This window comes from Hyphomicrobium zavarzinii ATCC 27496 (assembly GCF_000383415.1).
In the GTDB taxonomy this organism is placed as follows: domain Bacteria; phylum Pseudomonadota; class Alphaproteobacteria; order Rhizobiales; family Hyphomicrobiaceae; genus Hyphomicrobium_C; species Hyphomicrobium_C zavarzinii.
The window spans coordinates 731,336-744,027 of the sequence record NZ_KB911256.1 but is presented as its reverse complement, the minus strand read 5'-3'; the positions used below and the strand labels follow the sequence as shown (position 1 = coordinate 744,027).

Genomic DNA, 12,692 nt, shown 5'->3' with positions numbered 1-12,692 from the left:
CGGAGCCGTGCCCGGCTAAGCGACGAGGCGTGCGTGCTCGATCTTGGAGCAGCGGTCCATGACCACGGCGAGGCCGGCCGCAGCCGCCTCGTTCGCCGCCTGCTCGTTGATGACTCCGATCTGCATCCAGACCGCCTTGATGGCGAGGCGATCCTTCTCGCGGATGGCGGCACGCACGATGTCGAGCGCGGCGTCCGAATTGCGGAAAACATCGACGACATCAATTGGGGTTGAGATGGACGCCAGATCCGCCACGACGGGCTGGCCATGGATCTCTTGTCCGGCCAATCCCGGATTGACGGGAACGACGCGATAGCCGTTCGCCAAAAGGTATCTCATCACGCCATAGCTTGGTCGCGCTGGCTTATTGGATGCGCCGACGACGGCAAACGTCTTCGCGGCTTTCAGGATGTCAGCAATCGCGGGATCGCTGGGCGGCGCGTAGGTCATCATTACTTGTAGGGCAGAACGACGTGTCCTGCATCATCGAAGGGGAAGAACGGATTGAAAGCCACTTCCCACAGATGTCCGTCAGGATCGCGGAAATAACCGGAGTGGCCGCCCCAGAACGCCGTCTCGGCCGGTTTTACGATGACGGCTCCGGCCGCTTCGGCTTCAGCGAGGACTTGGACGACCTCATTCTCTGCGCGGACGTTATGCGCCAGCGCTATGCCGGAAAAGCCGGGTGTGGAATCTGGCACCTTCGCGTCTGCGGCGAGGGCCGCGCGACCGAATAGGGCGAGCACCACACCTCCCGCATCGAAGAACGTGACGTTCTCGTTCGAATCCGAAGAGGCCTTGAAGCCCAGCTTTTCGTAGAAGGCGCGCGCACGGGCGATGTCGGCCACGCCGAGCGTCACGAAGGACAAGCGCGGCTCCACCTCAGCACCCTTTCCAGACCGGGGGACGCTTCTCGAGGAAGGCTCCGATGCCCTCCGCAGCGTCCTCAGCCATCATGTTCTCGACCATGACAGACGCCGCATAGGCGTAGGCGTCGGCGAGCGGCTCCTCGATCTGCCGATAGAAGGCCTCCTTGCCGACGGCGACAGTCAGCTTCGACTTGGCCGCGATGATGCGCGCCATCGCGAGCGCCTCGTCCATAACCCGGTCGGCCGGGACCACGCGATTGACGAGGCCGTAGCTCATGGCGTCCTCGGCCGCGAGCATTTCGCCCAAGAGCAGCATCTCCATCGCCCGCTTGCGGGAGATGTTGCGCGAGAGCGCCACCATGGGCGTAGAGCAGAACAAGCCGATGTTGACGCCGGGTGTCGCGAAGGTTGCGCTTGCCGCGGCGACTGCGAGATCGCAGGTGGCGACGAGTTGGCACCCAGCCGCCGTAGCAACGCCCTGTACGGCCGCAATCACGGGCTGCCGATTGCGCACGATCGCCTGCATGAGCGCCGCGCAGGCCAGCATCGTCTCCTGGTAGAAGGCGCGGCCGCCGTCCGCATCCGTGCGATGAGCGGACAGCTCCTTGAGATCATGACCGGCGGAGAAAACCGGACCAGCCGCCGCCAGAACGACGGCGGCTACGTCCCGGTCGCCCGACAGGCGTGCGAGCGCTTCGTCGAGAGCGGCGATCATCTGCCGCGAGAGACTGTTGCGGGAGCGCGGCGCATTGAGCGTGAGCAGCGCAATGCCGGGCTCCGGCCGCGACACGAGCAGCACATCCTCGTCCTCCTTTCGGGGGGCGCCAAGATCTGCCGGCTTCGTGTGCGTGGTCACGGTGTCAACGTCGCTCGATCAGGTCTTGATTATGGCGCAGGGGCTTCGTCGGCGGGACCGCTCTCTCCAGCTTCCTCAGGAATAAGCTCCTCGATGGCCGCAATGTGCTTCTTCACGACCTCGATGTTGGCCGCGTACTTGAGCGGCTGCGCCTGCTTGATCTCCTGCGTGAGATCGTCGACGGCGAGCTTCTTGTCCTCCGGCGGGATCGAAGCGTCAGCTTTGATCTCCTCGAGCTCCTTCTTCATCTTCTCGACCGGATCCGTGTAGGTGCCGGTCGAGCGATCGAGACCATCGAGAATGATAGTGATGTTGGCGCCGACGTCCTCGAAATCCGCAAAGCTCGCAAAGCCGTGCTTCTTCGCAATGTCCTCAAGCTCCTTGGTCAGCGCCGCGTCCGGCGTCTCGCCGCCTTCCGCAAGCTTGCTGGCCAGAGGCGCGAAATCCTTCTGAGCCGCGATGAACGACGTGACCATCTGGTCGGTGAGCTCGAGCTGCTTGAATTCCTGGGCAGCGACGCCCAGGGCTCCGGCTCCCAACACTCCCGCGCTCAAGCCGAGGACGAATGCCAGCGACCTAAGGCGTGAAATGAACATGCTCATGAAGCGTAATCTCCCATTCCCTAACCACATCGCGATCGTTTGCTTCCCCAGCGCGTCGCTCGGGAGCGGACCAAAGCTCACAACTGAGACGGATCTAAGAACACTCCGGCTCTCAGAACCGCCGTCGGGGCTCGATGTTCCGCTTGCGCATTGGGGCCTGGCGGCTTCCATGCACTCGAGGCGCGTCGCGACCCCTGGGCTACACCCGCCATTCTGTGGCGGCAAGGAGGGTTAACGGGGCCGCCCCGCCCGATCCGGCGCCTGAAATGCGGTATTTCATTACCTCTAATGTGGTTTTATATTACCTTATTGCTTATATTATTGATTTTGCTATATTTTATTATTTCCAAGGATAATTGACGCGATTCGATCTCTCGCGTACATAGCGCGCTTCGCAACGGCGAGACTTTCCATCACGCCGATAACCCCCTATTGGGCAGGAGCGCTTCCCGCCATGAAGACATACGTCGCCAAGCCGGATGAGGTCGACAAGAAGTGGGTCGTCATCGACGCCGACGGTCTCGTCGTCGGCCGTCTGGCCACCCTCATCGCCGTTCGCCTCAAAGGCAAGCATAAGGCCATCTACACGCCGCACGTCGACTGCGGCGACAACGTCATCGTCGTCAACGCGGAGAAGGCCGTCTTTACCGGCAAGAAGCGTGAAGACAAGGTCTACTACCGCCACACCGGCTATCCGGGCGGCATCAAGACCACGACGCCGAAGCGCATCCTCGAAGGCCGCTTCCCCGAGCGCGTGATCGAGCTCGCCGTCGAGCGCATGCTTCGCCGCGGCCCGCTGCAGCGCAAGCTCATGAGAAACCTGAAGATCTACAAGGGCGCGGAGCATCCGCACGCGGCGCAGACGCCGACCACGCTCGACATCGCGAAGCTCAATCGCAAGAACTCGAGGGCCTAATAGCCATGGTACAGGAAACCAAGTCCCTGGACGATCTCGGCGCCCTCAAGGGTGCTGTCGCTGCCGAAGCGCCCGTCCACGTCCAGAAGCTCGATGCGTTCGGCCGCGCCTATGCCACCGGCAAGCGCAAGGACGCCGTCGCCCGCGTCTGGATCAAGCCGGGCCGTGGTCAGATCACGGTCAACAAGAAGGACTTCAAGCAGTATTTCGCACGCCCCGTGCTGCAAATGCTGCTGCAGCAGCCGCTCGCGGCTGCCAACCGCGCCACGCAGTTCGACATCATCGTGACCGTTGCCGGTGGCGGGCTTTCGGGCCAGGCCGGCGCCGTCCGCCACGGCATCTCCAAGGCGCTCACCTATTACGAGCCGGAGCTGCGCGGCGTGCTCAAGAAGGGTGGCTTCCTCACCCGCGACAGCCGCACCGTGGAGCGCAAGAAGTACGGCCGCGTCAAAGCTCGCCGCAGCTTCCAGTTCTCGAAGCGCTAATTCGCCTCACCTACTTACGTATTATAATGACAGCCCGCCTTCCAAAGGCGGGCTGTTTTACTTTCAGGCCACCTTGACTAAAGGCAGACGTCTCACCTAATGCCACTCTGTTCAGGAGAGACTTGGCCGGGGAGCACACGGTGATCGAGTGGTTTCAAGAACACGCGCTCGCGTTGTTCAATATCATCATGATCGACTTAACGCTGGCGGGCGACAACGCCATCGTCGTCGGCATGGCAGCGTCGCGCGTGGCTCCAAATCTCAGAGCCAAAGTCATCTTCTGGGGCATTGCAGGCGCGGTGATCCTGCGCGTGCTGTTCTCTGGCGTTGCTGTCCAGCTTCTTCAAATCATCGGCCTCACGCTCGCGGGCGGCCTGCTGCTGCTCTTCGTGGCCTGGAAGATGTACCGCCAGCTCGTCGATGGAAGCATGCACTCGATCGACGACGTGGAAGCCAAGGTTGCCTCCACCGGAACGCCTCCGAACGAAGTGGGCTTCTGGAGCGCGCTCTGGACGATCATTCTCGCCGACGTCTCGATGTCGCTCGACAACGTGCTCGCGGTCGCGGGCGTGGCGCAGGGCGCGGAAGAGCCGCTGATCCTGCTCGTGATCGGCCTCGGTCTCGCGATCATTCTGATGGCGGTCGCCTCGACGTACATCGCCAAGCTGCTCGCCTCCTATCCGTGGATCGCGTGGATCGGCCTCCTCATCATCGTGTGGGTTGCGCTCGACATGATCTACACCGACAGCCATAAGATCACGTGCGCGGCCTACAACATCGGCTGCTCCGAGACCCTGTGGCAGGCGGTGCTTCACAGGCTCGGCCTGGGACCGGGTGCCGGCGGATGAGCCACTCCAAACCTCGGATTTTCATCGACGGCGAGGCCGGCACCACCGGCCTCGAGATCCGCGAGCGGCTGGCAGCGCTGCCAGCCGTCGAGGTCATCAGCATTGCCGACGACAAGCGCAAGGACGCGGACGCGCGCAAGGCGATGATGGCCGATGCCGATCTCGTGGTGTTGTGCCTGCCCGACGCCGCGGCGATCGAGGCGGTCACGCTGGCGGACTCGCTCGGCGACAAGGCACCCCGCATCGTGGACGCGTCCACGGCGCATCGCGTGGCCGAGGGATGGGTCTACGGATTTCCCGAGCTCGACCGCGCGCAGTCGGATGCCATTCGCAAAGCGCGCCATGTGGCCAACCCGGGGTGCTATCCCACGGGCGCCATCGCGCTGCTTCGCCCGCTCGTCGATGCCGACATCCTCCCTTCCGATCACCCTGTGACGGTGAACGCCGTCTCGGGCTATTCGGGCGGCGGCAAATCGATGATCGAATCCTACGAGGTCGCCAAGACCGCGCCGGCCTTCGAGCTTTACGCCCTCGGACTCGAGCACAAGCATCTGCCGGAGCTGACACGCTATTCCCGGCTGACCCGGCTTCCGGTGTTCGTGCCCTCGGTCGGGAACTTCCGCCAGGGCATGCTGGTGAGCGTGCCTCTCCACCTCGACACGCTGCCGGGCAAGCCCTCGGCACGCGATCTCGAAAAGGTCCTCGCCGCGCACTATCGGGGGTCGGAGCTGGTGCGGGTAGTGCCTCACGAGGAGATCGCGAAGCTCGGCGGGCGTCTTCACGCGCTCGGTCTCAACAGCACCGACAAGCTGGAGCTCTACGTGTTCGCGCACGAGCGGCACGGGCATGCGCTGCTGGTGGCGCGGCTGGACAACCTCGGCAAGGGTGCGGCCGGCGCGGCCGTGCAGAACATCCGGCTGATGCTCGGAGTTTGAGCACGCCTGCTGTCACCTGCGTAACAGCGCACTCTCGGCGAACGACGTAGCGTCCGGCATCTCCCGCAGGAGGTCTGGCCATGATCTTGCTATTTCTCATCGTGCTCGTCGGCGGCGCATTCGCAATCGCGGTGCTCGCGTCGGATGCCCATTTCGGCAAAGCCAACCCGAAGGATGGGTACGACGAAAAGACCCGCAAACGGTTGCCTTGACCGGTCCTCGTCGCTGAGCGCGCCTCGCGTCAGGCTCCCCGCGAGACGACGTGCAGGTGCCGCACAGCAATGACGAGCAAGATGGCCGCACAGGTCTGATGGGCGATGCCGAGGCCCAGCGGCACCGCTTCCAGAAGCGTCCAGATTCCGAGCGCCGCCTGACCGAGCACGCCTGCCGTCAGCAGAGCGGCGGAGACGCGCACCTCCCCGGCTGCGCGAGACGCAAAGCGGCGCCAAGCCTCGAACGCCACGAGCAGCACCACGGCATAGGCCACGAGGCGATGGTTGAACTGGGCCGTCACCGGGTTCTCGAACGGATTGTGATACCAGGGCTCTAGCGTCATCAGGTCGTAGGGGATGAACGCGCCGTTCATGGTGGGCCACGTGTTGTAGACGAGGCCGCCCTTGAGGCTGGCCACGAAGGCGCCGAGCACGACTTGCAGGAAAATGAAGCCCACGATCACCGCCGGCAGCGATGTGGCCGTGACGCGCGAGGAGGCGCGCGCTTCATGCGGCACGGCGTGCTCGAGGGCGAGCCAGACGACGAGCGCGAGAATGAGGAAGGCCACCGTGAGGTGCAGGGCCAGGCGATACTGGCTCACGTCCACGCGATCGACGAGGCCGGACTTCACCATGTACCAGCCAATGACGCCTTGCAGCCCGCCGAGGGCGAGGACGCCTGCGAACTTCGGCAGGTAGCCGGGGCGCAGCGCGCCGAGATACCAGAAGACCGCAAGGGGAAGCGCGAATGCGAGGCCGATGATGCGGCCCAGGAAGCGATGGCTCCACTCCCACCAGTAGATCGCCTTGAAGGCATCGAGCGACATGCCCTTGTTGACAAGGTGGTACTCGGGGATCTCCTTGTACTTGGTGAAGGCTTCCTGCCAGTGAGCATCGGTCAGCGGCGGGATGGCGCCGAGGATGGGCTGCCACTCGGTGATGGAAAGACCGGAATCCGTGAGGCGCGTCGCGCCGCCCACGGTAATCATCGCCAGCACGAGGCCGGCGACGGCGTAAAGCCAATAGCGCACCGCGCGATCCCAGGGGGCCGCGTGTGCTGCCCGCAAAGACTTCCCGTTCGCCGTACCGGTCGCAGCCATGCTCTGTATTTCCTAGAGTTTCGCCGCATGTGTGATAGGGCGAACCCGCCTGCCGATCAATGCGATGATCGGGCGCTCTATGCCGCGCCAGGTCTTTACGTTATGGGACCCGTAGAGATCGAAGAAAAACAGGGGCTTCATGACCCTACGTACGCGAAAGCTGGTCGGCGCCATCGCGCTCGTCGTCTTCCTGGCCTTCTATGCGCTCATGGCGATGATGGCAGCGATCATCCTGCAGGTGAGCGCCAGCAAGGTGGTGGAGCTGATCTACTATCCGGTGGCCGGGCTGCTCTGGCTGCCGCCCGCCATGTGGCTGGTCAAATGGATGCAGCGCCCGGACGCGTAGCGGCGGGGGCAAGATCGGCGGCTCCGCGCGCTCCACGCGCGGCTTTGATGCGCCGGAGAACGGCCCTCGCCCCATCGAACAGCAGGAACGGAACGCCCGTGATCATCGCGCGCACGTAGCGCGCCTCCTGAAAGTCGCCGTTGAGCGACACCCGGGGCAGCCCCGTCATCACCGCCGAATGGCGGGTGCGCAGCACATCCTTATGGGTCGTCACCGCGGTTTCGAGACCGAGGGAACGAACGATCTCGAAATCGCGCGCTCCTGCACTGCCGGCATCGCCGTAGGGAAAGCTGAAATGGCGGCAGGGACGGCCCAGCTCGCGCTCGATGCGCGCTACGCTCTCGGCGATCTCGGCGCGTGCCTCGTCCTCCGGCAGCTTGGCAATGGCGAAGTGGCGCCGGGTGTGCGCGCCGATCGTTACCAGCGGATCGGCACAGAGCGCCCGCAGCTCGTCCCAATCCATGATGAGATCGCGGCAGAGCGTGGCCGGGTCGTAGCCCGCGGCCTCGGCGATCTTGCGCACCGTGGCGCGCAGTTCGCTTTCAGGGCGATTTCTAAGCGGCCAGTAGATCTCGTAGAACGTGCGATCCTTCGCTTCCGGCGTGCCGGCATCGAAGACGCGCAGGGCGCCATCGAGAACGACCTCGATCCGGTCGGTGTTGCGGATAGCCGTCTCCAGCACGAACCACCACAGGTCACCCTCGCCGTCTGCATAGGCGGTCGGCACGTAGATGGCGAAGGGAAGATTGCGCGCCTTGAAGATCGGATAGGCGAAATCGCGATTGTCGCGGTAGCCGTCGTCGAACGTGAAACAGGCGAAAGGCCGCTCGGGCTCGTCCGACTTCATGCGCCGGGCCGCCTCGTCGAGCGAGACGATGTCATAGCCCGCCTTCTCCACCGTCTCGATCGCGGTTTCGAGGAAAGCGGGCGTGACCTTCAGAATGCGGTTCGGCTCGAAGGCTTCCGGCGGCTCGGGGCGAACGTTGTGCAGCGTGAAGATCACGCCCTTGCCACGCGTCATCGGAGCCAGGAGCGCGCCCAGGCCCGAATAATGAAGCGCCGAAAGCGCAGTCTGCATAAGAGCAGTGGTTTTACGGCTCATCGTCGGCTCGCGTCGCGGTTTCCGAAACATCGAGCTAAAGCGAAGTTCGTTCAGATCGTGTTAAATCTGAAACCCGCTGTTACAGCGTAGCGTTAACGAACAGTTGCCGCAGGTCCCGCTTCAGCCCGTGCGTGCGAACCTCTGCTTCTTGCGTGGCAGCTCCTTGGCCTTCTCCATCGTGAAGAGCGCAATGCCCTCCACGTCGAAGCCCAGGAACGTGCCCTCCTCCGCGCTGACGCGCGCCCTCTGCTTCTCGTCTTCGACCAACGTCACGCCGCAATCGAAGCGGCCCTGGATGGCCTCGAAGAGAGGACGTGCGGCTTCAGTGCGGCTCACGACGACGATGTGCTCGTAGACGTCATCCAGCGCGTCGAGAAGAAAATTGATGGTGTTGCCGTCGAGCGGGTCTCTCTCGGCATCGGGCAAGCCGCGTCCCGAGGGGATCAAGTGCACGTCCGTCTCATGCAGCGAGCGGACGATATCCTCGAAGCGGGCCTTGCCGTCCATCAGCTCGCTGAACCCCGGCCAGGCGGGCTGGCCCAGCGGCTCGGCGATGCCGGTGCCGTCGAAGCTCCAGTCGACCATGACCACGGTCAGTCCTTTGTCGGCCAAACGGCGGCAGAGGCTCGCCGCCTCGCTTGCGAGCGAGAAGACGTCGGATGAACCGACGAGGAGTGTGCGCACGCCAGAGAGTCCGCCTTTGCGCATGGCCTCCAGCGTATCTGCCAAGGTTTCAGACGTGATCATCTCGGGGGCTGCGGTGACCGATGCTGCGGGCGCGGAAGCCTGCGCCATCGCCGGCGCGGGCGTGGGTGCAGGCGCGAGCGGCCTCGTGCGGATGTCGGACTGCGGCGCGGGCGGCACCCGGCGCGGAGGCTGAGGCGGCGTCGGCGGCGAGGACGGGGGCGGCCCTTGATGCGGCGGGTCCGGCAACCTCGGCAGCGGGCGCTCTCTGCGATCGCGCGCGCTCGCCGCGCGACGCTGCGGGACGCGAGCGCCACTCAGAAGACCGCGGGTGATGACGAGCGCGAGGCCGATCAACAGCGTCGCCACGCCGACCAGAAGCGCCGTCGATCCCTTCTTCGGGAACACCGGAATGCTGGACGGGCGGGCGCTCGATACGATCTGCGCTTCCACCGGTACGGCGCGGCTGTCGTCCGCGCGCACGCGGTTGGCCTCGTACTGGGCGCGCAGGCGGTCCAGCTCGGCGCGTTTGGACTTGGCGTCGGCTTCCAGGCTTCTGAGCTTGGCTTCCTCGGGACCGGCGGTGACGATGCGCGTCTTGATCTCGCTGACGTTGCGCTGGATCGCCTCCTCGCGCAAAGCGGCGACCTTGGCTTCCTTACCCATGCCATCGACGATTTTCGCTACCTCGGCGGCGATCTGAGTCTTCAGGCCCTTGAGATCGGCCTGGAGCTGGCGCATGCGCGGATGGCCCGGCAGCAGCGTTGCCGAAAGCTCGGAGATCTGGCGCTCGACACGCACGCGGCTCTGTACGAGGTTCTGGATCAGCGGTGACTTCTGCACGTCGGCCAGCGTTTCCGCGCTGCCGAGCTCCTGCATCTCGCGCGCCTGCTTCGCGCGGGCCTCGGCCTCGCTGCGCGCGGCCTTCACCTTCGAAAGCTCGGCGTTAAGCTCCGCGAGCTGCTGCTCGTTCAAGCCGGTGGCCTGCTGACCGCCCTTGAAGATGTTGGCTTCGCCGCGGAACTTCTCGACCGCGGCCTCGGCGACGGCTGCCTCCTCGGCAAGCTTGGCGATCTTGGGCTCAAGCGCCTTCTGGACGTCGTCCGTCTCGCTGATGCTCTGGCGCGCCAGGTTCTCGCGATAGGTCTCAGCGATGCGATTGGCGACGGCGGCGGCCAGCTCCGGATTGTTCGACCAGAAGCGCACGCCTATGAAGCGGCTTTCCTTCGGCGAGTAGACCTCGAGGCGGTTGAAATAGGCGGTAAGCGCGCGATCCTGATCGCTCTCGGAGGCACGCGGGGCACCGATGCCGACAAGGCGCAGCAAAGCGGACAGCATATCGGGCGAGCCGCGCGCGCTGTTGAACTCCGGAAGATCCGCAAGCTTCATGTCGCGCACGATGGTCTCGCCGAGGTCCGTCGACATCAACGCGCGGACGTGCGTGTTGATCGCCTCCTTGTCCATGCGGACGCTGACGCTGTCGTTGGCGCCGGAGCGGGTCGGGTCGGCGAAGGGGTTGTTGGTGCTCTTGGACTCGATCGCGAGTTGCGTCTCCGACACGTAACGCGGAGCAATGAGCGTGAGCACGCCATAAGTTGCAGCGGCCGTGACAACGGCGAGCAAGGCAAGCCGGGGCACGCTCCGAATGGCGGTCTGCCACAGCGAGCGGAGATCTATGTCATCGGGACGATGGGGGGTATTCGAGGCCATTTCGCTTTCGTCCGCATCTTGCGTTGCTCCGAGGGATACAGGGACGCGCGTTAGAATTTCCTTAAGTTTCCCAAAAAAGGTCAGCTCCTCAGATTTTCTTAACCACGGGTCCTTAACACTGGCCGCCAACAGAGTTTCGTAAAGCGGTTGATCATGGGCGCTGGCGTTACAGCTTGGATCCGATTTCTCTCGTGCGCCGCCGCGCTCGCGCTGGCGGGCTGTGCGCATGATCCCGAGACCGTCATCTCGGCGGCGTTGACGAACATGGAGCGGCAGGGGAGCGCCGTGGTGTTCGGCGACGGGCCGCCGCCGGCCGAAGCCGCGGATCAGGTGACCTGGGGGCCGCCCGCCGTGCATCCGGCCGGATATGGCGCGCCGATGGCGGCGCCCGGCGAGGGTCCCTACCTGCTCGATACCGGCGACCGGCTGCGCGTGTTCGTTTACGGACAGCCCAACCTTTCGCGTGCCTACACCGTGGATCAGGAAGGCCAGATCACCGTGCCGCTCATCGGAGAGGTGCGTGCGCGGGGAAGGACCGCCCGCAATCTCGAAGACGCCATCCGCCAGCGGCTCGCCGTCGAATACGTGCGCGATCCGCAGGTCACCGTCGACATCCTGCAGAACCGCCCGTTCTTCATCTACGGCGAGGTGAAGACCGGCGGGCAGTATCCCTACATCTCGGGCATGACGGTCGAGACGGCGATTGCGGTCGCGGGCGGCTACTCCGAACGCGCCAGCACGCGCAGCTTCCGCATCACGCGGCGCATCAACGGGTTCGTCGAGCAGATCGATGCGCCGAACGATTTTCCGGTGCTGCCGGGCGACGTCGTCTACGTGAACGAGCGGTTCTTCTGAGGCTTCCGTGACCGACGCGCCGGCTGAGGCTCCCCTTCGTATTCTGCACGTCATGCGCGCGCCCGTGGGCGGGCTGTTCCGGCATGTGCTCGACCTTGCGGGTGAGCAGGCGCGGCGCGGCCACTACGTCGGCATCGTGGCGGACGGAACGTCGGCGGACAGCCTCACCGTCAAACGCCTCTCGGCCATCGAGCCCAAGTTGCGGCTCGGGCTGTCGCTCATTTCCATGAAACGGCAGCCCGGGATCGGCGATATCTCGGCCGTTCGCTCGGTCGCCAAGATCGCGCGCGCGATGGATCTCGATGTGCTGCATGGACACGGCGCAAAGGGCGGAGCCTACGCGCGTCTCGCAAAGACGTCGCTTTCCGTTCGCGGCCATCGCGTGAAGGCATTCTATACGCCACATGGCGGCAGCCTCCACTACAAGCCCGGCACGGCGGCGGGCAACGTGTTCCGTATTCTGGAACGCATCATGGGAATGATGACCGACGGTCTCATTTTCGAATCCGATTTCGCGCGTGAGGCCTATGCGCGTCTCGCGGGTCAGGGCGGGCCGCCGCGCCGCGTGATCCCGAACGGGCTCAGGCCCGAGGATTTCGACGCGCGTCCGACAAACCCGGATGCCGCGAACTTCCTCTTCATCGGTGAGCTTCGCGCGCTCAAAGGCGTGGACGTGCTGCTCCAGGCGCTGGCCAAGATCATCCCGGCCAACCCCGTGCGGGCCGTGATCGTCGGCGGCGGTCCCGATGCCGTCGAGTTCAAGGCGCTCGCGCATCGGCTGGGGCTCGACGCCCACGTGATCTTCCCTGGCGCCATGCCTGCGCCAGACGCATTTCCGCTCGGCCATTGCCTCGTCGTGCCCTCGCGCGCCGAAAGCTTCCCTTATGTCGTGCTGGAAGCGGGTGCAGTGGGCAAGCCGCTGATTGCGACGCGCGTCGGCGGCATTCCGGAGATCGTCGCGGGCACTGGGATCGAGTTGATCGAGGCGGGCTCCGTCGACGCGCTGGCGCGGGCGCTCACGCAAACGCTCGCGGACCCGAACGGCGCCCTCGCGCGCGGACAGGAATTGCGCGAGATCGTGAAGCGCAAGTTCACTGTTGAAGCGATGACCGATGCGGTGCTCGACTTCTATCGTCAGAGCACGCACTGAATTCAGACAACCCTGTCGAATC

General features: G+C 64.6%; 15 protein-coding genes. 8 read left to right on the top strand and 7 right to left on the bottom strand.

Annotation, left to right across the window (positions count from 1 at the left end; genetic code table 11):
• Window positions 1–15 precede the first annotated feature (15 nt).
• From F812_RS0107520 to F812_RS0107505, 4 genes are read right to left on the bottom strand one after another with little or no spacing between them, the layout of a single operon-like run.
• Window positions 16–453, bottom strand: a complete 438-nt coding sequence (locus F812_RS0107520) for a CoA-binding protein (protein ID WP_020085353.1) — start codon at window positions 451–453, stop codon at window positions 16–18.
• On the bottom strand, window positions 453–881 hold the full coding sequence (locus tag F812_RS0107515; protein WP_020085352.1) for a VOC family protein: 429 nt from the start codon (window positions 879–881) through the stop codon (window positions 453–455). Before F812_RS0107515 ends, F812_RS0107520 begins: the two co-directional genes overlap by 1 nt.
• Before the next feature lies 1 nt (window position 882).
• Window positions 883–1,725, bottom strand: a complete 843-nt coding sequence (locus F812_RS0107510; RefSeq protein WP_020085351.1) for an enoyl-CoA hydratase — start codon at window positions 1,723–1,725, stop codon at window positions 883–885.
• Window positions 1,726–1,754: 29 nt separating this feature from the next.
• Entirely contained in the window at window positions 1,755–2,327 is a 573-nt protein-coding gene (locus F812_RS0107505) for a hypothetical protein (RefSeq protein ID WP_020085350.1), read from the bottom strand.
• 454 nt (window positions 2,328–2,781) lie between these two features.
• Here F812_RS0107505 and rplM point away from each other — a divergent pair, with 454 nt between their 5' ends.
• The 5 genes from rplM (at window position 2,782) to F812_RS27105 (ending at window position 5,723) form a co-directional block, all read left to right on the top strand.
• The gene (gene rplM, locus F812_RS0107500; protein WP_020085349.1) at window positions 2,782–3,243 is read left to right on the top strand and encodes a 50S ribosomal protein L13; all 462 of its coding nucleotides are present in this window, start codon (window positions 2,782–2,784) and stop codon (window positions 3,241–3,243) included.
• Window positions 3,244–3,248: 5 nt separating this feature from the next.
• On the top strand, window positions 3,249–3,728 hold the full coding sequence (rpsI, locus tag F812_RS0107495) for a 30S ribosomal protein S9 (protein ID WP_020085348.1): 480 nt from the start codon (window positions 3,249–3,251) through the stop codon (window positions 3,726–3,728).
• Between the two features lie 140 nt (window positions 3,729–3,868).
• Window positions 3,869–4,576 carry a YjbE family putative metal transport protein gene (locus F812_RS0107490; RefSeq protein ID WP_026867934.1) on the top strand — a complete coding sequence of 236 codons (708 nt, stop codon included), beginning with the start codon at window positions 3,869–3,871 and terminating at the stop codon, window positions 4,574–4,576.
• Window positions 4,573–5,511 carry an N-acetyl-gamma-glutamyl-phosphate reductase gene (gene argC, locus F812_RS0107485; RefSeq protein ID WP_020085346.1) on the top strand — a complete coding sequence of 313 codons (939 nt, stop codon included), beginning with the start codon at window positions 4,573–4,575 and terminating at the stop codon, window positions 5,509–5,511. The genes F812_RS0107490 and argC overlap by 4 nt, the downstream gene beginning before the upstream one ends.
• Window positions 5,512–5,591: 80 nt before the next feature.
• The gene (locus F812_RS27105) at window positions 5,592–5,723 is read left to right on the top strand and encodes a hypothetical protein (RefSeq protein ID WP_020085345.1); all 132 of its coding nucleotides are present in this window, start codon (window positions 5,592–5,594) and stop codon (window positions 5,721–5,723) included.
• Window positions 5,724–5,752: 29 nt separating this feature from the next.
• Here the strand turns inward: F812_RS27105 and F812_RS0107475 are convergent, their stop codons facing one another.
• On the bottom strand, window positions 5,753–6,823 hold the full coding sequence (locus tag F812_RS0107475; RefSeq protein ID WP_020085344.1) for a COX15/CtaA family protein: 1,071 nt from the start codon (window positions 6,821–6,823) through the stop codon (window positions 5,753–5,755).
• Window positions 6,824–6,962: 139 nt separating this feature from the next.
• Between F812_RS0107475 and F812_RS0107470 the strand changes: the two genes are divergently transcribed.
• On the top strand, window positions 6,963–7,169 hold the full coding sequence (locus F812_RS0107470) for a DUF2842 domain-containing protein (protein ID WP_020085343.1): 207 nt from the start codon (window positions 6,963–6,965) through the stop codon (window positions 7,167–7,169).
• Here the strand turns inward: F812_RS0107470 and F812_RS0107465 are convergent.
• Together F812_RS0107465 and F812_RS0107460 are read right to left on the bottom strand one after the other, a co-directional pair.
• The gene (locus F812_RS0107465; protein ID WP_026867933.1) at window positions 7,141–8,271 is read right to left on the bottom strand and encodes a polysaccharide deacetylase family protein; all 1,131 of its coding nucleotides are present in this window, start codon (window positions 8,269–8,271) and stop codon (window positions 7,141–7,143) included. The two genes, F812_RS0107470 and F812_RS0107465, sit on opposite strands and share 29 nt — an antisense overlap.
• A 120-nt stretch (window positions 8,272–8,391) precedes the next feature.
• Window positions 8,392–10,665, bottom strand: a complete 2,274-nt coding sequence (locus F812_RS0107460) for a GumC family protein (RefSeq protein WP_020085341.1) — start codon at window positions 10,663–10,665, stop codon at window positions 8,392–8,394.
• 153 nt (window positions 10,666–10,818) lie between these two features.
• Between F812_RS0107460 and F812_RS0107455 the strand changes: the two genes are divergently transcribed.
• Both F812_RS0107455 and F812_RS0107450 read left to right on the top strand, forming a co-directional pair.
• Entirely contained in the window at window positions 10,819–11,520 is a 702-nt protein-coding gene (locus F812_RS0107455; protein WP_020085340.1) for a polysaccharide biosynthesis/export family protein, read from the top strand.
• Window positions 11,521–11,527: 7 nt separating this feature from the next.
• Window positions 11,528–12,670 carry a glycosyltransferase family 4 protein gene (locus F812_RS0107450; RefSeq protein ID WP_245257639.1) on the top strand — a complete coding sequence of 381 codons (1,143 nt, stop codon included), beginning with the start codon at window positions 11,528–11,530 and terminating at the stop codon, window positions 12,668–12,670.
• The last annotated feature ends 22 nt before the right edge of the window (window positions 12,671–12,692 follow it).